General features: G+C 40.4%; 18 protein-coding genes. 5 read left to right on the top strand and 13 right to left on the bottom strand.

Translation table 11 applies throughout. The annotated features are described in order from the left end of the window. The 10 genes from Q7P68_RS07905 to Q7P68_RS07860 all read right to left on the bottom strand — a co-directional run. The coding region (locus tag Q7P68_RS07905) for a hypothetical protein (RefSeq protein ID WP_304224603.1) at nt 1–721 on the bottom strand (721 nt) is incomplete at its 3' end. Then, complete coding sequence (locus Q7P68_RS07900; RefSeq protein ID WP_304224602.1) at nt 718–1,794, bottom strand: hypothetical protein; 1,077 nt, start codon at nt 1,792–1,794, stop codon at nt 718–720. The genes Q7P68_RS07900 and Q7P68_RS07905, both read right to left, overlap by 4 nt. Further along, a complete protein-coding gene (locus tag Q7P68_RS07895) occupies nt 1,791–2,222 on the bottom strand; it encodes an acyl-CoA thioesterase (RefSeq protein WP_304224601.1) in 432 nt (143 codons plus the stop codon). The genes Q7P68_RS07900 and Q7P68_RS07895 overlap by 4 nt, the downstream gene beginning before the upstream one ends. Then, on the bottom strand, nt 2,219–4,669 hold the full coding sequence (locus Q7P68_RS07890) for a beta-ketoacyl synthase N-terminal-like domain-containing protein (RefSeq protein ID WP_304224600.1): 2,451 nt from the start codon (nt 4,667–4,669) through the stop codon (nt 2,219–2,221). The genes Q7P68_RS07895 and Q7P68_RS07890 overlap by 4 nt, the downstream gene beginning before the upstream one ends. A 3-nt stretch (nt 4,670–4,672) precedes the next feature. Then, nucleotides 4,673–4,903, bottom strand: coding sequence for a hypothetical protein (locus Q7P68_RS07885; RefSeq protein ID WP_304224599.1), 231 nt, complete (start codon nt 4,901–4,903; stop codon nt 4,673–4,675). Nucleotides 4,904–4,915: 12 nt separating this feature from the next. Continuing rightward, on the bottom strand, nt 4,916–6,067 hold the full coding sequence (locus tag Q7P68_RS07880; protein ID WP_304224598.1) for a phosphopantetheine-binding protein: 1,152 nt from the start codon (nt 6,065–6,067) through the stop codon (nt 4,916–4,918). A 54-nt stretch (nt 6,068–6,121) separates the two neighbouring features. Continuing rightward, a complete protein-coding gene (locus Q7P68_RS07875; protein WP_304224597.1) occupies nt 6,122–6,637 on the bottom strand; it encodes a 3-hydroxyacyl-ACP dehydratase FabZ family protein in 516 nt (171 codons plus the stop codon). Further along, a complete protein-coding gene (gene fabG / locus Q7P68_RS07870; protein WP_304224595.1) occupies nt 6,634–7,353 on the bottom strand; it encodes a 3-oxoacyl-ACP reductase FabG in 720 nt (239 codons plus the stop codon). The genes Q7P68_RS07875 and fabG overlap by 4 nt, the downstream gene beginning before the upstream one ends. Before the next feature lie 386 nt (nt 7,354–7,739). Continuing rightward, a complete protein-coding gene (locus Q7P68_RS07865) occupies nt 7,740–8,453 on the bottom strand; it encodes a 4'-phosphopantetheinyl transferase family protein (protein WP_304224593.1) in 714 nt (237 codons plus the stop codon). Further along, nucleotides 8,440–9,570 (bottom strand): AI-2E family transporter, encoded by a 1,131-nt coding sequence (locus tag Q7P68_RS07860; protein WP_304224591.1) that lies wholly within the window; start codon nt 9,568–9,570, stop codon nt 8,440–8,442. The genes Q7P68_RS07865 and Q7P68_RS07860 overlap by 14 nt, the downstream gene beginning before the upstream one ends. A 166-nt stretch (nt 9,571–9,736) precedes the next feature. On the opposite strand from Q7P68_RS07860, the gene Q7P68_RS07855 reads away from it, so the two are divergent. The 5 genes from Q7P68_RS07855 to Q7P68_RS07835 all read left to right on the top strand — a co-directional run bounded on the left by Q7P68_RS07855 (nt 9,737) and on the right by Q7P68_RS07835 (nt 16,942). Continuing rightward, entirely contained in the window at nt 9,737–12,334 is a 2,598-nt protein-coding gene (locus tag Q7P68_RS07855; RefSeq protein WP_304224590.1) for an ABC transporter substrate-binding protein, read from the top strand. A 141-nt stretch (nt 12,335–12,475) separates the two neighbouring features. Further along, nucleotides 12,476–13,516, top strand: coding sequence for an ABC transporter permease (locus Q7P68_RS07850; protein ID WP_304224588.1), 1,041 nt, complete (start codon nt 12,476–12,478; stop codon nt 13,514–13,516). Continuing rightward, entirely contained in the window at nt 13,513–14,922 is a 1,410-nt protein-coding gene (locus Q7P68_RS07845; protein ID WP_304224586.1) for an ABC transporter permease, read from the top strand. Before Q7P68_RS07850 ends, Q7P68_RS07845 begins: the two co-directional genes overlap by 4 nt. A gap of 25 nt (nt 14,923–14,947) precedes the next feature. Continuing rightward, the gene (locus Q7P68_RS07840) at nt 14,948–15,922 is read left to right on the top strand and encodes an ABC transporter ATP-binding protein (RefSeq protein WP_304224584.1); all 975 of its coding nucleotides are present in this window, start codon (nt 14,948–14,950) and stop codon (nt 15,920–15,922) included. Beyond that, entirely contained in the window at nt 15,923–16,942 is a 1,020-nt protein-coding gene (locus Q7P68_RS07835) for an ABC transporter ATP-binding protein (RefSeq protein WP_304224582.1), read from the top strand. It abuts the gene before it with no gap. A gap of 83 nt (nt 16,943–17,025) precedes the next feature. Here Q7P68_RS07835 and Q7P68_RS07830 read toward each other — a convergent pair whose 3' ends face one another. Genes Q7P68_RS07830 through Q7P68_RS07820 form a run of 3 tightly spaced genes read right to left on the bottom strand, consistent with a single transcriptional unit; the run spans nt 17,026 to nt 20,517 of the window. Then, on the bottom strand, nt 17,026–18,609 hold the full coding sequence (locus tag Q7P68_RS07830) for a type 2 periplasmic-binding domain-containing protein (RefSeq protein ID WP_304224581.1): 1,584 nt from the start codon (nt 18,607–18,609) through the stop codon (nt 17,026–17,028). Between the two features lie 28 nt (nt 18,610–18,637). Further along, a complete protein-coding gene (locus Q7P68_RS07825; protein WP_304224579.1) occupies nt 18,638–19,540 on the bottom strand; it encodes a carbohydrate ABC transporter permease in 903 nt (300 codons plus the stop codon). 17 nt (nt 19,541–19,557) lie between these two features. Further along, nucleotides 19,558–20,517, bottom strand: coding sequence for an ABC transporter permease (locus Q7P68_RS07820; RefSeq protein WP_304224577.1), 960 nt, complete (start codon nt 20,515–20,517; stop codon nt 19,558–19,560). Nucleotides 20,518–20,557: the final 40 nt, after the last annotated feature.

The raw sequence follows: 20,557 nt of genomic DNA, 5'->3' as shown, positions 1-20,557 counted from the left end.
CTTGAATAAAATCAGAATAAGTTCCTTTAGTTTTATTTTGAGATTTTTGATAGATATTATAATAACCTTTTTCCAATACCGAAAAAAACATCTCTCTTTCATATTCACTCAATACTTCCTTGGCATATAAGCTATCTGATACCCAACGAAGACCTCTAATATTTCCAAATATCTTCTTTAATTTTTTAATTTCTTCCGAAGACATAAAGAAAGATGCATGAATCTTCACAAAAAAATCTATTAAAAATGGCAAAAAATAAATAGCTGTTGGAATACTAATTACTGTTATAAAAAGAGGTATTATTATATATAATAATGATGGAAATAGTACAATGGATAATATGAAAGCTGTAATATTCATTATTGCAAGCAATAGATTTGTTATTCTACGTTCAAATATAATTTCTGGCTGCCATGTATTTTTAGAAGCGCTTGTAAGAGGCAAACCTAACGATGCAAAGAAAAAAACTATTGCGAGTATCCCATATATTATAGTTCCAGTATAAGGTATAAAACGATCTAAACCAATATTAAATTGTAATAACGTTAGTGTTAAGTATGTCAAGAATAATAAAATATCCAGTATTGAATACTCGTTTCTAGCGTATCTATAACATATCAATATTCCATAAATAAAAGCACATGTAGCAATATAAATCTCAAGGTCTGCAAATATTATTAAAGCAAATGGAAGGATAAAAGCTGCAATCGTCAATATCATAAACTGTTTCCTTTCTTAGTTTTAACGGCATTAATACGATCAGCCATTTTTTTTAATGATCTTTGGAAATTAGAAGATATGTTTTTATTTTTTTGTGCCCACTCAACAATTTCAATAAGATATTCTAAATCTACTTCTGTTTGTTCTTGAGTTAATTCTGCATTCGTATATGTTAATTTATTATTATTCTCAAAAGCACTGACTAATAAATCCAGATCTTTAAGAGCTTGTTCGTGCTGAGCTTGGTAAAATTCAGGCAATGATAGATACGTATTGATTCGAATATAAAAACAACTAATATTTTTATCTGCCTTCAAAACTGCTTTATCTAATATTTGCATTCCCTGTTCAACAACCTGTATTTTCTCCATACCTGTCACAGCATCTAAAGCTTGCATAATAATAGCGGATCCCATCCATGCATCAAACTCAGGATCTTTCTCTGATAAATACGGAGCAAGTAATTTAAGCAAAGCTAAACCTTCTCTTCGATAACCATCTCCAAGAAGGACTGTTGCTTGCTTTCTCATCCATAACAGCACAGATGAAGAAGGAATAATACGATTTTTTATTTTTAATAAATTCCATGCTATACTTGCAGAAATATAATTATAAATTAAAGCAGATGGGAGCGATGATTCAAGCTTTTTAATATTATAAGGCAAATCCTCCCAAACAACATGTGCAGTTGGAAATGGTTCTGATTCTAAACTCATTAACGGAATAAAAAATAAATAAATATTTAACAAAGCCAATTCTGCATTACTAATTTTTTCAGATAGACTGGAAATTTCGACTCCAAATGCACATGCAACCAAAGAATCTGGGAATAAAAGAGGAGTCCCCTTATTATCTAAGGGAACTTCAGGAAACCGAGTATTTCCTTTTTTATTTCTTTCATCCTTTATCCACTTAATCCAGTTTTGCTCAAAATGTGCAAGAACCGATAGCTCTGAATTTTTTATACTGATAGTTTTATTATGTTCATAGATAAAAAATACATATAAAAAACATAACAAAACAACAAATCCAAACGTTACCGGCAAACGTTTGGCAACAAAATTTTTTTTCATATTGGTAGCCCTTCTTGATAATCATTAAGATATTTATTAATGCATTCTTCTACCCAAACCGGCATATTTAATTGCATTTTCGATTTCTTTAAAAGTATTACTTCACTATGACCCTCTGAATGTATTTCATTGTTAATGGCATTTCTTATGCGATGATTAAATACCAGTTTTGCTGCAGTCCATAATGAAATAATGGTTTCGCATTTTATTTTATCACGAAATAAAACCGATTTTTTATATTCTATATCTATATGTTTGACGACAAAAGATAAACCTTCATCATGGAATCTATCACATATCAAGCCAGCCTTCTCAGCAACAGCGAAACGACCCATTTCAAACCATGATAAATAAAACATATTATTAACAATTTGATAGCTATCTATTTCATAAAATCTTGGCTCTATTGGAATAACAACCCATTTCATGTTTTAGCCTTCTTTGCAAACAATGCTCCTGCTGAACCACCGGCTGAAACGGTACCTACAAGTATACTTTTAAGACTTTCTTGTTTCACTAAACCATACAGAATTCTTCCAGAATTACTTTCTTTGTTATGAGGTACTCCAGGAACAATATTATGTTTTGAAAGCAAACAAAATAATGCTAAATTATAGAAAGGAACAACACCGCTAGCCATTCCAAAATATGGGCTAGCACTTGTTTTTGAAACATCTTCATAATATTCTTTGAATGCTTCAGTTTCTAATTTATTTTCTATTTCCAAACCATTACCTTCACCTGCAATATAAGAAGGTAAAAATCCTTGACTTTTAAATTCATACAAGACTTTTTTTAAAGGATTCCTATCCATTTGATATGTTGAAGGAAATGAGGGCTCTGAATCTAAAACAACTTTTTCTAAATATGCTTTAATAGGAGCGCCTCTTTCTACAGCATAATCTTCACGTTCAAGCGTGAAGAAAACTGATCCTTCTCCTAATACATTTCCATTTAATTCATTTGAATATGAATCTAAAGATTTAGTATCCTTAACATAACCAATATCGATTAAAGCTCTATGATATGTTTCTGAGTATTCACTGACAGAGCCCACAAGCACAGCTTTGCAGACACCTTTTTCAAGAAGATATTTTGCAATATTTAAAGAAGCATAGGGGCTTGAACTTCCTTGAGCTATAACAGTTGTATACCCTTTAATTTTATGTTCAATTGAAACATATCCTAGATGAGCATTTACCACTGTATTTGGAAAAATGTTTGCATCTGCAAATTTAACGCCCTTTTCAAGCATATTAATATAAAATTCACTAACTGAAGCTAAAGCACCTGTACCAGTTGCTGAAATTAAACCAATATCAACAGCATTAGCGGTAGTAACTTTTAATCCCGAATCCTTTAATGCGAGTGCACTGGCTGCACAAGCAAGCTGAGAAATTCTATCCATTTTTCTAGTATTTTTAATTCTCAGTGTATTACAAAGATTTTCTAGAAGCGATTCTTCAATAAGCGCAGCACTCGATACATTAACAGGTCTGTTAAATCCTCTTACAGGAGGTATCTCTTTTATATATGTTTTACCTTCAAAAAACTTTTCGATAATTTGTTCATTTTCAAAGACATTCATAGGGCTTACAATCCCAATGCCTGTAATAACAACTTTAGAAGAGACATTAGAATGGTTTATAATTTTTTTTGCTATTTTTTGCGCTCCGATTGCAATAGAAACATTGTTTCCACCAAAAGCAAATGCATTTTTTATTCCTATTGCATTATTTACAGGAATAACATCATTTTTAACATAATTGAGATCACACCCTGGGCGAGGTTCTGTAAAATTTGCAATAGGTAATGCTTTTTGTTCTCTTAATGCTTGTGTCAGATAAACCAACTCAATTGCACCTGAAGCGCCAAGAGTATGTCCAATAACTGATTTAGCAGCAGATATCCATGATTTTTTTAAAGCTTCAACTTGTTTTATTGATCTTGTTTCTACTAAATCATTATGAGCAGTACCAGTCCCATGAGACATAACATAGAAATCTTTTTCAGAATGGTCAAATAAATCCATTGCCTTTTGAATACAAATCCGGATTGTCTCACCAGTCGGATTTGATGCAGTAGGATGATAGGCATCTGATGTACCAGCAACATTTAATATGCTCGCATATTTTGGCTGATCTACTTCAGATTTAATAATTACAACACCAGCACCTTCTCCTATACTAATTCCTAATTCTTTATTGCTGTATGGGGAACATTTTTCCTCTGCGAGCGATTTCAAGGAACTGAACCCAGCAAGTGACATCATACTTAATGGATCAGTACCACCTATAATAGCAATATCTATTTTATTATGTTCTAACAATTCTTTTGCAATTACAAAAGGATGCAATGAAGCAGAGCAAGCAGTAGAAAATAAATAGCGCGGACCAGATATCGAATATTCATAAGCCAGGCGATCTATACATACATGTAACGGATAAGTTAAAAAAGAACTAGGCCGTATATGGCGATTTCTTTCATAAAATAATTGATACTCTTTTTCCAGCCTTGTAAAACCAGAAAGAGAAGTACCTACAAAAAGACCAACTCGCTTGGTTTGCAGTTCATATACTGAAATACCGGCATCAATTCGAGCCTCTTCAAAAGCAAGAAGCAATAACAATTCGGCTCGTTCTGCAGGTAATCTTTTGTCGCTTTTAAGCTTTCCTATACGATCATTAACAAGAGCTCTCAATTCATCATCGCTTAGATATATTTGACCTGCATTTCTAGTTTGAAGATCATTTGTATTGATTTCACGTATTTCACGAATACAGCTTTCACCTTTACATAGAACTTCCCAATTTTCTTTAAGATTAAGTCCGGCAACAGAAATAACACCAAGTCCAACAATATCACAAGTTTTCATTTTCTACTCCATCTGAACCAGAGCGCTTGTAGTGAGGAAAAGAGGTGTAGACATAGTAATTATTTTCACTTTTTTTCCATCTTTCCCATCAATTATGTAATATGGATTTCCTGCATATCCATATTCCTTACTTAACTCAACATAGCCAAACCATCTATCAAGCTTAGGAGAATATGACGAAATAATTACTTTTCCAATTTTATCTTGACCAATAAACACATCCGATTCAAACAAATCTTGTTCATTTTAATGTTCAGTTGTATCCGCGACAACAGCTAGAATTTTTGTAGATGCATCTGTAAAATCTTTTAAAACAAAATCTTTTCCAATAAAATCTTTTTTTCTTGTATCCACCATCCATCGTATTTCGTTTGGCACCGGAGATGAGCCAAACTTAACAGTTATATCTATAATTGGAAATCGTACTTCACGTGATGCTGTTTCGAGACAAGATTCAAGAATTGATTTATTATTTTCATCATAAAATAATATATTTTCGGTATTTCTTTTTAAGAAATCACAAAGGGATAACGCTTTATCAGAAGAAACGAACATACGGAAACCATATTCATTTGTTTTACCAGCACGCAAAATTAATATTTGATTTTCTTCCCATTCTGCAAACATAAAACGGAGATATGAGAGTCCTGTTACTTCAAATCCAGCAAGAGGCTTGACCACTTTCCATGAGTAAGGACCTTCACAAACTACTTGTTGGTATGAACCGGACACATCATTCATTTCAATGTTTTTTTCTAATGCCTTTTCAAATATCCATTTTATACTCTTTGGGTTATTTGGAGTAGGAAGCAGCCAATATTTATCATCAAACATCAAGATATAAATTAAATCTATAATTCGACTTTCGTTGTCTAACAATAGTGCATGCATTGCACGATGAGGTTCAAGGATTATATCATTACCAGCAACAAGCCAGCTAATAAACTCCAGCCCCCCTTCTTGCTCAGGCATTTCAAGTATAACTGAATCAGCTTTATACATAAGGCATCCTTCACGCAAAGCCTTATACGGTTTAAGCCATGGGTATGTTTGCAATTTTTCAGGGGCAGTATCAAATTCCACAACAGGCAAACGTTCAACCGTTTTTAAAATAAAATCAGTTAATGTATTAATAGAAAGAAAAACTTCAAGATTATCAGATGGAACACTGACTCCAAATTCTTCTTCTACTCCAACAACAAGTTCTAGCGAATCTATTGAATCAAGACCAAGCCCCATTCCAAATAATGGAGAATCATCATCAATTTTATCTGCCGTAATCTCTAGATTGAGCCGATGAATAAGCACATTTTTTACTCTATCCAATATTTCTTGTCGTCTGTTATTATACTCTTTAGCATCATTTAATGTCTTAAGGTTTTCATTTGTATCAATCATAGCTTATATCCTCCTAAATATATAAAGATTTTAAAAAATCTTATAAGACAAAAATTAAAAACCCTCTTTCTCTGAAACAGAAAGCTCTCCCTCAACAACAACCGTACGACCATTCTTACCTTTAACGCTTACCATTGATAAATTACCCATTTTTCTGATTATTTTTGCTGACATTTCGAGAACTGTTCCTGGACGAACAGGACTCATAAACTTAACATTAGATTTCACTAAATACCCTACTCTCGATGACAAATTATTCAAATCAATATTATTTTGATTTAAAGATTTTATTTCTTTTAGTGCTTCAGAGAGATAAATAATTGCGGTCAACTGTGCGAGTGACTCAATCAATAAAACACCAGGAACAATTGGTTCCCCTGGGAAATGCCCTTGAAAAAACCATTCATTAAGCGTGTAGTATTTTTTCCCACAACCTGATATTCCAGGAATAACATCATAAGCTTCATCAATGAGAAGAAACGGAAACTTATGAGGCAGCATTTGTTGTATTTGAATTGCAGAAAAAGTCATCTTGCTTATTTCTTCAGTATTATCTTCAGCGCTAATCAAGACAAACCTCCATCAACTACTATAGTTGTACCGGTAATATATGATGCTTTTGGACTGGCTAAAAAAGCGACAACAGAAGCAATTTCTTTTGGTTCTGCAGGTCTTTTTAAAGCAACAGCCTCTAATTGCTTCACCTTCATTTGATTTGGAATTTTTGCATACATATCTGTTTTTACAAACCCTGGAGCAACACCAAGCACCCGCACATTATATTTACCCATTTCTCTCGCAAGAGACTTAGTCATTGCTATTAAGCCCGCTTTACTTGCTGCATAATTGGTTTGTCCTTCAGGGCCCATTATACCGCCGATTGATGATATATTAATAATTGTTCCAAATTTCTGTGCTATCATTTTTTTTATAAACCGGTGTGTAACACGTGCAGCCCCTAAAAGATTTGTATCAATTACAGTCTCAAATGCATCAATTCCCATAAGAGCAAAATAATTATCTTTCGTTATCCCCGCATTATTAACAATTAAATCTATTGTTTCGTTATTTTCACAAACACACCCGTATAACATTTCAATATCATTTAAATCTGTAATTGAACATTTTACAGCTCGTACTTTATCTGCACCAAGTTGTAATACTAAATCTTGCGCTTCCTGTTCGCGTGAATTATATGTAAACGTAACATGATATCCCTCGTTTACTAATTCTTCTACAATTGCTTTTCCTATACCCCTGCTACCACCAGAAACAACTGGGTTCATTTAAACCTCCTTAGAGTAACTTTATAAACCTAAAACCTATTACTACTCTTAATTAAATAACCATACCAATAAAACGTATGCTTAATTTATCTTTTGAGGAAAATTACAATTCGAATTAAAAAAAATAATTAATAAGATTCAATGTGCTGGTTATTAAATCTTTATTAATTTAACAGAATCATTTGAACTTACAAACCATGAATCTATCACTTTTTTCCTCACATTTTAAACAAATAGATTTATTGAAAAAAATTATAGGCATACAAAAATATATTTGTCAACAACATTTTATAAAAATATGTCATATTGTCATATTGAATCTTTAATATTGAATATCATTGATATATCTATACTAAATATTTTTAATTGAATTAAAACTAATTAAACTATCTGAGAATCTTTTCACATATTGTGGCGATTACATTATGTGAACATTCAAAAGAAAAAAACTTATAATTATTATAAAAATTATTTTTATTATTCGAAGCAAGATCTGCAGCAAAGGATGAAAAATCACTTTTAAATAATTTTGTTAAAGGCATTCCTGTTGATTTTGAATAAGCTTCGAATATAGTCCAAGTATTTAATAGAACAAGAGGATCTTTAATTATGAGATCTTTAAATAAAATTGATGAATATCTGACAGGATCCCGAATTTTAGAAATAGTATCTATATCGACTCCAATTTGCGAAGTATTTGATCCGACTGCAATGATATATTGCTCTCCGGAGTGTGAGATGTTAAATGATATCGAATCATTTTTAAAATATAGTTTACCATTTTTATCTACTTGGATATCAGGGAGATAAGGTTGTTTTTGTTTATAATGAATTTGTCCATATATTGATAAAACTTCATATAAAAGCAAACGCTGTAGAATAAATACGTTTCGTGCCTCATCATTTTTTATAGAAGATATTTTTAATTGATCCCGTTCACACAAAGATATATTTTGAACACCTAATTTTAAAATAGAATTAAAAGAACATTCAATTTCCTTATTTAAATTAAAATAAAAAACACAAGTATTACTATTAATAAAAATGATTTTTCTTTTACAATAATAATCAACTAATGTTTTCAAGCTAGCGTTCTTCATTTGATTGAGAATTTTGATCGGACAATAACAATTCCTTATTTTTTTTATATTTTTGCATATCCTTGTAGGACCCAATAAGCACCGCAACGGGCTCAAGGATAGGCACATGTTCGCAGATAATCTTGATAATCACAGTCATGGGGACCGCAATTACGAGGCCCGTAAAGCCCCAGAGCCAGCCCCAGGCAAGAAGTGATACCAGAACAACAAAGGGAGAAAGACCCAAATTCTCCCCCTGTATCTGGGGCTCAAGAATATTGCCTATGACAAAGTTCACCAGGAGCATAACTGCGAAAGCCCCGACCACAGGCCAGCCATGGGGCCAGAACTGAAGAAGGGCAAAGAGGGTAACCCCTGCTCCGGCAGCGAGGCTCCCGATAGTGGGAATAAAATTAAGTATAAAGGAAATAATGCCCCAGATAAGCCAAAAATCAACCTTAAGAAGGGCGAGCCCCAGGGCAACGAAAATACCTGTTGCAAGGGAAACAAAAAACTTAATGGTGAGATAGCGGCTGACCTGATCTACAATAGCATCTACGATGCTCCTAATTTTGCCAGAAAATCGATTTTCAAACGCCAGGGCAATCTTTTCTTCTAAATGGGAAGACTCAAGAAGCAGAAATACCATAAAAAGCAGCACCATTACGAGGCTCTTTAAAAACTCTATAAACCCATTTGTTATAGAGAGGGTATAATCCCGTATGCTATTGCGGAAGCCAAGCTGTCCCCATAGGTTTTCTACAAAGGTCCGGTGTTCGTCATAGGGCAGCCCAAAAAGCCCCGCAATCCAGCTGTAAATTTCCAGAAACCGCTTTTCATACCGAGGGTACCGGGAAAGAATGGTTTTTCCGGAACTGAACAGGATAAGCCCCGCAAGATAGAGGCCGCCACCAATGCCTGCGATAACGAGAATAATGGCAAGCACCCGAGGAATCTTAAGTTTTTCAAGAAGCCGTACAATAGGATCCAGAACAAAGGCGAGAAGCACTGCGACAATAAAAGGAAGCACCACCGATGCGGTAATTTTGAGCACCGCCCCGGCCAGTACGAGGGCGATAAAGGCGACCAGAAAGAAATTAGCCCGTCCAGAATTAAACCGTCTAAAATGCTCGTTCATACTGTCAGTATGATATAAAACAATACTTTTGTCAGGATTCCCAAGACCTGTTTCCATTAAAATTCTGTGTCTATTCTTTACATTTTGAAAGTATTGTTACAAAATAGATTAACAGATTTATCTTGATGAATATTCGAGAGAATCTGAAGCTTTACAGGAGGAAAACATGAAGAAAAGGTTGTTCGCAGCCCTTGGCGCTGCAGCGGTAGTGCTCGCAGCCTGTTCAGGCGGCGGCGCCGGAACCGCCGGTGGCAGCAAAGAAATGGGCCCCATTGTAGATAAGGTCATCTACAATGTTGTTATGGATCAAACCGTGGCTATTAAGGATACGGCAGAAGGGAAAACCGACGTTTTCTTTACCGGACTTAACGGCAGCACATACAAAGGAATTGACCAGGCAGATCTTGCCAAACTAGACGTCTATGCGGTGCCTTCAGGATCCTGGTCACTCCTTACCAACCCCATTCCCAATGCTGCGCCCTATGTACATACCACTAAGGACGGCAAAAAGGTGTTCAACCCCTTGGCTATCCGGGAAGTTCGCTATGCGTTGAACTGGCTTATCGACCGGAAAAAATTGGTCGATGAAGTCCTCCAGGGTACAGGGGAACCCATGATGACCCCCATGACGCCCGGTCAGCCTGGTACTTATAAATACAATCTGGTTGCAGCCAATCTCGGCATGACCGCCCAGGGCAACGAGAAAAAAGCAATGGAGGACATTACCAAAGCAATGGAAGCCGCAGCGGCTCTCCCCGAAAACAAAGGCAAGCTTGTTAAGTCCGGCCAGTTTTGGACCTACGAAGGGAAACCCGTTACTATTCGTTTTGTAATCCGTGTTGATGATCCAACCGGTCGACTCCCAGCGGGTAACTATATCGCCGATCAGCTCGAAAAAGCAGGCTTTAAGGTAGAGCGGCTCCTCTATGACCGTTCCAAAGCAGGCCAACTTGTATACGGCGGCGACCCTGCAGACTATGAATGGACCATGTATACCGAAGGCTGGGGCGCTGGCGCTACCCGCCGCTGGTGGGATGTTACTATTTCCCAGATGTATGCTCCCTATTACGGCTATATGCCTGGTGGTGCAACCGAAGGCTTCTGGAACTATAAAAACGATGAAATTGACCGGCTTGCCCAGAAGAGTTACAACGGCTGGTTCCTGACCAGCGATGAATACTGGACCGACAATCTTAAGGCGACTAAACTAGGCCTTGAAGACGCAGTCCGTATCTACCTCGTGAGCCAGATGCAATACTATGTCGCTAATAAGGACCGCTTTAACAGCCGCATGCTCTATGGACTCGGAGACGGTCTTAACAACTGGTCGGTCCGCTCTGCCGATGTAAAAGCCAATGATAAGGGTGAAAAAGTCCTCCGCATCACTCAGTATTCCGCCCGTGGCGGACTCTTTATGAGCGCTTGGGACCCTGTTGGCGTAGATGGATTTAGTGATGTCTATAGTGCAGCCATTATCGAAGCCTGTACTGATCCTTCTACTTTCGAAGCTCCGAACGACGCAGCAGACACTCCGCTACGGGCAAAGTGGGATGAGAAAAAAGTAGCTACCAAAGTAGAGGTTGGTCCTGAGGGTAAACCGGTTGGAAAGATTGTTGTTCCAAAGGAAGCAATGATTTATAATTCCAAGACAAAACAATGGGAATCCGGTGTAGAATACAAGGATGTTGGGGATGGCAAGTATGACTATGTAAAGAACGACAACATTACTTCCTACTCGCAAGCAACAAGCACCTACATATATGGCAAATGGCATTCTGGACAGCCCGTTACTATCGCGGACCTGATGTATGCTTCAGCCTTTACCTATGAATGGGCTAACAAGGACAGCGAAGACGACCGGTATTATGATGAAGCCTATGCAGCCCAGTACCAAGCATTCCTTCCCATCAGTAAAGGAGGAGTAGTCAACAAGGATGGTTCCTTTACTAATTTCTACGACTTTAACTGGCCTATGGACGCTGCCCGTGTTGCCGCCAACGGAGTACCGAGTCCCAAAGCTGGTAACCCTGGACGGCAGACCCTTGTATCTTGGGAAATTACCGAAGCTCTGGCAAAACTGGTTATAGACGGTTCCAAGAGTGGCACGGTCTATTCCTTCAGCTCCGATCCGGCCTTTACCGAAGTGGATGTGATCAATCCTACCTGCGTCGCAGATATCAAGGCGAAGCTCCAGGAATTTGTGGAAGCTAAATATGTGCCCGACAGCATTAAGCAATGGGTAAAACCCGAAGAAGCGGTTGCCCGGTACAATGCGGCTATTAAATTTATTGATACCTACGGAAACGCCTATATTTCTAACGGTCCCTTCTTCATCAGCAAGGTGGACTACAACGCGAACTATGTAGAACTCTCTGCCTTCCGGGACAGCTATCCCTACAAGGCTGACTACTGGCCCAGCAAGCTCAAGACCACCCTTACCCGGATTGATGAAGTAAAGGTGCCCGCCACCGCATCCAAAGCCAAGGATGTCACCGTTGATGTGGCGGTCTCCGCTGTCCAGTATCCGGCTGACATCGCTACCGCTGCAGACAGTAAGGCCAAGGTAACCGCTACCCTTGTTTTGGCAGACGGCACCGAAAAGGTGTATACGGCCAAACATGTTAAGGATGGAGCCTTCCAGGCTGTCATTCCCGCCAAGGACCTCGGCGCTCTCAAAGAGGGTAGTTATACCCTGGTTATCCAGTCTGCCTTCAGCACCGAAGCTCCCTCGGTGGTTCCGACCTCTTTGGTACTACTGCCATAACACTTTTATTAATGGGGATGTCCTAAACTTATGGGACATCCCCACAATTACAAGGACTTGAGCCAGGGTAAAAAAACTGATATTTTGAGCCCTGGCTTTTTCTGTTTATAACCAATACACGGCACGCTCAAAGAGGTTTTTATGTACAAGTGGTTTGCCACCAAGCGCATACTAAAGGGACTTTTCATGTATGCGCTCTTAATTTTTATTATGTCAGCCCTGTTCAACTCCGTCGTAGAGACCACTATGCGGTCCCAGATAGAAGAACAGGTCCGTCTTGAATCGATGCGGCTCAAAAACTTTACCGCACCTGCCTTGCAAAAATTCCAAAACGAACGGCGGGAATTACTTATAAAAAAATACAAACTGGATCGGCCCATCTGGGAACGGATTTTCTATCGCGCTATCGATACGATCACCTTTAATTTTGGGAAATCTACTATTATTAAGTCATCTCGTGGTGAACGGGATGTGTTAACAATCATTGCAGAAGCTATTCCTCGGTCGCTCATATTGTTTACCGTAGCGGCGGTCTTTGAGATTCTTATTGGCATTTTCCTTGGCCTTAAAAAAGCTCAAAAGCCTGGCGGAAGTCTCGACAAAACAACAAGCCTCGTTACCATGATTGTGTACGGCATGCCGACCTGGTGGCTTGCCATGATCCTTATCATGTTTTTTGTCTATGTGGTGAAATTATTCCCTTCCAGCGGGGTTCATTCGGTTCCGCCCCCTGAAGGGTTTATGTATATACTTGATATGCTGTGGCATACCGCCCTGCCCCTGCTAACCCTGGTACTCATCGGTTTTTGGGGGCTAGCTTTCGTAGTCCGCAACATTGTGCTCGGTATACTCCAGGAAGATTACATTATGGCCGCCCGGGCGCGGGGTATTCCAGAAAACAGCGTGCTCTTTGGGCACACCCTAAGAACCGCAGCCCCGCCCCTTATAACCATGTCTCTCTTATCCCTCTTGGGCTCTATTTCAGGATCCATTATTTTCGAAGGTATATTCTCCTGGCCTGGCCTCGGAAACCTCTACTGGATCGCGGTGCAACAAAATGACATCCCGGTTCTCATGGGAGACCTGGCCATCACCATTGGCCTCTATCAGGCAGGCCTTGTCATTTTGGACCTGACATACGGATTCCTGGATCCCCGCATCAAAGTTGGAGGCAAAGCATGAAACTAAAAGATTTGGGCTTCTGGTTCCGGGATTTCTGGGCCGAGTTTCGTCGGGAAGGTTCCGGACTTGTAGGGCTTGCCCTCCTCATTCTCTTTTTACTCGTTACTATTTTCGAAAATCCCTTGCTTCCATTCAAAGAAGCAAATACCCGCTGGCGGGATATCACCTACTGGCAGGACAATCCTATCAATGCGCCGCCGGTTTGGACTAATCTCTTTGCTGCGAAAAAGGCTGCCAGAACCGCCAATCTAGAACGGGGAACGAGACAGGAACTTACCAACGCAGAAGGCGAAACCTTTGTTACAGAGAGTTTTGTATATCACTTTAAGGCCGACAAGGCTCCTCTGGATATTATAGTGCACAGCACCCTCGCAGGCTCCGTACCCTTGACGGTGGAAGTCCAGCGCCCCGATGGGACTACCCTCCAGATATCCCAGAGGTATGTTGAATACGACTCTCCTACCCCTGTGCGGTTCTCGGTAAACAATGACAGTAAGGACAGCCTTTTTGCGTTCCTCAAGCTCCACGAAGCTCAGGCGAACTTGTCCCGTATCTCCTCGGGCAGCATCCGCAGCACAGAAATCCTCTTTAACAAGGCCCGGGAAGGTATGGCTGCGTCCTTTGAATCTCTGAAAGGAGATTACCGCTTCACAATCAAGGCCCAGGTACTGAATCGTGAACAATTTTCCATGGATGATACCCGCCTCGTAGTAACCGGCTCTGTTTCGGGGCTCCTTGGCACCGATAACATGAAACGGGATATTTTCTCAGGCCTTGTGGCGGGCCTTAAATGGGCCCTCTTTATCGGACTTTTTACATCCGCCGTTTCTGTTCTTATTGGGGTCTTTTACGGCATTATGTCGGCCTATTTTGGCGGTATTGTAGACACCATCATGCAGTTCATCTACCAGATTTTTGTGTCCATTCCGCTCCTTCCGGTTCTTATCGTAGTGTCTGCGGTGTTCAAGCCCAGCATCTGGTTCCTCATCGGTGTCATGGTTATCTTTTTCTGGCCCGGTTCGGTCATGACAGTCCGGTCCATGGCCTTCCAGATAAAAGAAGAAACTTATATCGAAGCCGCCCGGGCTCTGGGAGCGGGACACCGGCGCATTATTTTTAATCATATGGCGCCCCTCCTGATCCCCTATTCCTTTGCATCCATGGCTCTTTCGGTACCGAGTGCTATTGTGTACGAGTCTTCTGTCTCCCTTCTCGGCTTGGGAGATGCTTCCATTGTTACCTGGGGACAGATTCTCCATGACGCGATGCTGGGGAATGCCATATTGAATGGCCTTTGGTGGTGGGTCATACCGCCAGGACTGGCTATCGCCATTATGGGCATGACCTTTGCGTTCCTAGGGTTTGCTATGGACAGGATTCTGCATCCCAAGCTGAGAACCCGGTAAGTCTTACAACAGAAGAAGGTTTGAAATGGAAACTTTGTTAAAGGTAGAAAACCTTAAAATGTACTATCACACATCCAAGGGTGCGGTCCGGGCTATCGATGACATTTCGTTTAGCCTGTACCCCGGAGAGACCATTGGTCTTGTGGGTGAATCGGGCTGCGGCAAAACCAGCCTTGGAACAAGCATCCTCAGGATGCCGACACCTCCGGGCCGCTACGAGGGGGGCCGTATATTGATTAACGGCACGGACATACTGCCCATGGCAGACAAGGATGTACGCAAACAGGTCCGCTGGGAGCAGATTGCCATGGTGTTCCAGGGGGCTATGAATTGTCTTACCCCGGTCTATACCATAGGGCGCCAGATGATGGAAACCCTGCAGGAACACCGAACGATGGACAAAAAAGAGGCTGAGGACCTCATTAAGGAATACCTTGGCCATGTGGGGCTTCCAGCAGAAGTGATGAACCGGTATCCCCATGAGTTATCAGGGGGGATGAAACAGCGGGTGGTTATTGCCACGGCCCTCTTTCTTAAGCCCCAGATTGTCATTTTGGATGAGCCTACAACGGCTTTGGACGTCATAGTCCAGGCCCAGATCATCAATTTGTTAAAAAAATTAAAGCAGCAATTCAATCTTTCATTTATTTTTATCACCCACGATCTTGCCCTAGAAGCCGAAGTCTCGGATCGGATCTGTGTCATGTATGCAGGGAAAATCGTGGAACTGGGAACCAACGAGCAGATTTACGGCAAACAAGGACCAAGTCACCCCTATACGGAAAAACTGCTCCTTGCCACTCCGCGGCTCCACCAGGAGGTGGAAAATCTCCAGTATATACCGGGTACGCCGCCGGATCTCATCAATCCGCCTCAGGGCTGCCGCTTTCATCCCCGCTGTCACCGGGCAACTGAAGAATGCCGGGAAGCGGAACCGCCCCTTAAGGAAATTGAACCGGGGCATTTTGCGGCCTGCTGGCACTGCAAGGGGGGTAAATAAATGGCAGCTTCCAAAGACATTATTCTAAAGGTTGAAAACCTCACTAAACATTTTCAGCCCCATCAGTCATTTACCCAGGCTTTGGCGGGTCAAAAAAACCGCCGTCTTATACGGGCCGTAGACGGCATTTCTTTTGAAATTGCCCGGGGGGAAATCTTTGGGCTTATCGGCGAATCGGGCTCTGGGAAAACCACCACCGGAAAGCTTGTCATGAAACTGCTTGAGCCAACTGGCGGTTCCATTTGGCTCGACGGCAATGATGTTACCCATTTGGGTAAAGAAGCAAGTCGGCAGTACCGGACCAAGGTGCAGATGATTTTTCAGGATCCCTACGCGTCTATGAATCCCCGGTTCAAGATTAAGGACGTTCTGGAAGAGCCGCTTCTTATCCATAAAGTCAACGGGAATCATCAGGCCCGGGAAGAGATGATTAAGAAGGCCCTAGAGGAAGTTAAACTGAATCCCCCAGAGGAATTTATGGGCCGCTGGCCCCATATGCTCTCTGGTGGCCAACGGCAGCGAGTTGCCACAGCCAGGACCTTAATTTTAAACCCGTCGCTTCTCGTGGCCGACGAGCCGGTCTCCATGATTGACCTTTCTACCAGGGCGGAAATCCTCCATATGATGAAGGATGTTCAGCGGCACCTGGGTCTTACCTACCTCTACATTACTCACGATCTATCGACAGCCCGCTACTTTACTGACCGTATTGCTGTCATGTATCTAGGGAAAATTGTAGAAATGGGCAGGGCCGCCGATATTATCGACAATCCCATTCACCCCTACACCAAGGCCCTTATCGAGGCGGTTCCAGAACCGGAACCAGGGAAAGTACACCAGATTAAGGAACTCCCCATTTCAGGCGAAATCCCCAGTCCCGCCAATATTCCTTCGGGCTGCCGCTTCCATACCCGCTGTCCCTACGCTACCAAGGATTGCTCAGAACAGGCTGAGCCAGAACTGCAGGATAGCGGCAATGGCCACTTCCATGCCTGCCGCAGGTGGAAAGAGATAGGGTAGTTATATTGAAAAGCCGTCCGGCGTTCCGGACGGCTTTTTCCTTTTTTTAGCCGTTTATTAGCTTCTTTGTAGAAACACGTACCTTATTTTAAATAGCCTGAAGCGGCAGCCTGAGCTACACCAGCTTTTTCCCATTCAGTACCGCCAAGTTTATCAAATTCCGATAGCCAAGCAGACCAATTTTCTTTAGTCAGAGGCCGGGCACCGATAACAAATTCTATAATACCCTGTTCATAGAACCGTTTCAGATCAGCAGATGGATTTGGCAGTGTATCAGAACCGATAGCAGGAGTCCATGGCCGTTTTTGCATATCCCGCAGGACCGTTAACGCACTCATGGTCTTACCAGAGGTGGCTGTTTTATAGGTCGGATACCTCGATTTAAGTTCGATATCTCCATTGTAAAACACCATATTTCGTAGCTGTGTAATAGGTTGCATCTCTGGTTTAGAAAATCCTTTGGACTCGTCAGGTAAACCTTTTACCGTAGGAACACCATTGGCATCAAATACAAAGTTTACTCCCTCTTTGCCCCAGCCCAGTAGATAATACCCCTCATCGCTGGCCATCCATTCAAGGAGCTTTGCAATCGCGGGGCCTTTCCCCGCTTTCGCAGCCTTTGCAGAAACAGCATAAATTCGATACCCCTGAGTATAAACACCGACCGATTGTTTTCCCTTCGGGCCCTTGGGTGGATCTATAACAATCCATTCACCGTAGGGAAAGTTTTTGTCAAAAGGTGCATAGTTTGATTCTGCTGCATAAGCGGCATTCTGTTCTCTCATAATGCCAAAGCGTCCCTGTTTCCATGCGGCGCGAAAATCATCTTTTTTATAACTAACCCAATTCGGATCAATCACCTTTTCATCCACCATCCGTTTAACATATGCAAGGGCATCATAATATTCTGGTTTATGAATATTAAGACCAGCATTTGCCTTAGTCATGTTCCAAGTACCGGCTACTCCAAAGGCTCCAAAAATGGGATCAAAACGACGTCCTAAACCTTCTTCATAGTTATTTATTTCTATGAAAGCACCGTACCCATAGGTATCATCTTTTCCATTTCCATCTGGATCTTTAAAAGTAAAGGCTTTCATTACTTCGAAAAGTTCGTCAGTCGTGGTCGGAACTTTGAGCCCAAGTTTTGTTAGCCAATCCTTCCTGATTAGCAAGCCTTCATTCTTAGCTATTGACCCTGGGTCAGCCAAGCCATAGGATTTTCCGTTCACCATGGTAAACGCCCTTGAATCTTCATCATAATGAGTTTGGGTTCTTGTGGGCATAAGAGCATAGAGTTGGTCAACAGGGGCGATGAGCCCTTGTTTTATCAGGTTAGTCCATACTTCTCGCCGCACCATAAATAGATCTGGCAGAGCATTAGCAGCTGCTGCGGTATTAATCTTAACATCCTGATCTTCGTTGTTGGAAGGTAATGCGGTAAGCCTCAGATCGATATTAAGTTTGTCTTTGATAATTTTTAAGGCTTCCCAATCCGCAGGCGGCGGTCCCGCTTCTGTTACTGCAGCGCCATACCACAAATGGATGGTAACTGGACCAGCCTTACTGCTTCCTTGCTGGGTCTCACTTTCACCATTTGCAAACGCAAACAAAGCACAACCAAACAACATCAATATTATTAATGCTGTTCTTACCATGTTCTTCATAAAAACCTCCTTATAATTCTATAACCAATTAACCCTTGATACTTCCAAGGAGCGTGCCCTTTGTAAAAAACTTTTGAATAAAAGGATATGCAATAATCATTGGTATAGCAGCCATAAAAACACTAGCCGCTTTAATTGATTGTATAGATGCTTCACCAAAAGCATTGACTTCCACAAACTCATTCATACCACTAGCCATGAGAATATTTCTCAAAAGAATTGGTAGCGGCTGTAATGAACTCTTGTTTAAATAAATCATTGCGTGAAAGAAATCATTCCAGAATGCAACACCATAATAAAGCCCGATAGTCATGAGAATCGGTTTAGACAAAGGCAGTATAATACGCCACAATACATAGGCTTCTGAAGCGCCATCAATCCTGGCAGATTCTTTGAGCTCTTCTGGAATACCTTCAAAAAATTGCTTCATAATAAGGAGGTTATAAGTACTTATCGCAACAGGAACGAATACAGCAGCGAGTTTGTTTGTAAGACCAACACCGGTAACGACGAGATAGGTTGGAATAAGCCCTACATTAAATACATAGGGGATAATAATAAAAATATTAAATAACTTTCTTCCCGGCAAAGATTTAATCGAGAGGCCATAGGCGAGCGGAATATTCAGTACAAGTGCTGTTGCAACTCCCATCAACAGTATTTTAAAACTATTGACAAAAGCCATGATAAATCCTCTGTTGCCTAAAAGAGCCTTATAGGCAGCAGTAGACCATTTCCATGGCATGAGAAAAATCCCTTCGAGATTGGTACCAATAAAATGATTGGGTCTAAAAGAAAGGCTAATGGTACTCCACATGGGAATGGCTACAATAACGAGAATAAAAAACAAAAGCGTATTTACAACAAAATAAAAAAAAGAATCTGAAGCTGAAAGCCTTATTTTATTTGATCGTTTATGTACAAAAGCCATGTTCTATCTCCCATTCCTTAAATAACCGAAGAGTCTGATAATCGTTTAACCATATAATTTGAAAGTAAAACCATGGTCATACCGATAGCTCCCTTAAAAAGACCTACCGCAGTCGCAAGCCCGAATTTAAATTCGAGTAAACCTTGCCGATACACCCATGTATCTATAATATCCGCAACGCTATATACAGGCACAGAATACAGCATAAAGATTTGATTAAAGCCTGCATCCAAGATTGTTCCTAATTTTAATATTACGACCATTATGATGACAGGCTTGATCGAAGGAAGGGTTATATACCATACCCGCTGCCATGCAGAAACACCTTCTACTGCAGCAGCCTCGAATAATGAAGGATCTATTGCCATAAGAGCAGCTATAAATATAATTGCACTCCAGCCCATTTCTTTCCATGCATCAGAGAGAATAACGATTGCTGGGAATGTTTTTTTATTTGTTAAAAAGTCGATCGGTTTTCCACCCAAAAATTTTATTAAATCGTTAATAATACCATCACCAGGAGCAAGCAAAACTAAGAGAATTCCATATACAATTACCCAAGATAGAAAGTGGGGTAAATAAGAGAGGGTTTGTACAAGTTTCCCAAACTTGGGATGGTTAGTTTCATAAATCATGATGGCAAGCATAATTGCGGTGGGAACCCCCACTAATAATTTCCCAAAACTGTAAAAGATGGTGTTTCGAAGTAATTCCCAGAAGTAAAAGGATCCAAAAAAAGTCTTAAAATTTTCAAAACCAACCCATTTTGAACCTAAAACACCATCCAAAGCCATAAAATCTTTAAAAGCAATCTGGCTGTTCCATATCGGTATATATTTAAAAATGATGTAATACAAAAGGGGTATAGCCATTAAAAGATAAATTGGAATATGTCTTTTAATTTCCTTTATCACATTCTTTCGGACAGGGGAATGACTTAACTCTTTATTCTGCAAAATCTTCTGATCCGTATTCATCCTATTTCCTTCTGATATGGGATCCTTCTATGACAACCAT

Origin of the sequence: Gracilinema caldarium, assembly GCF_029265695.1 — a bacterium.
Lineage (GTDB): Bacteria > Spirochaetota > Spirochaetia > Treponematales > Breznakiellaceae > Gracilinema > Gracilinema caldarium_A.
Note: the sequence above shows the minus strand (reverse complement) of the source record. Positions and strands in the feature narration are given on the sequence as shown.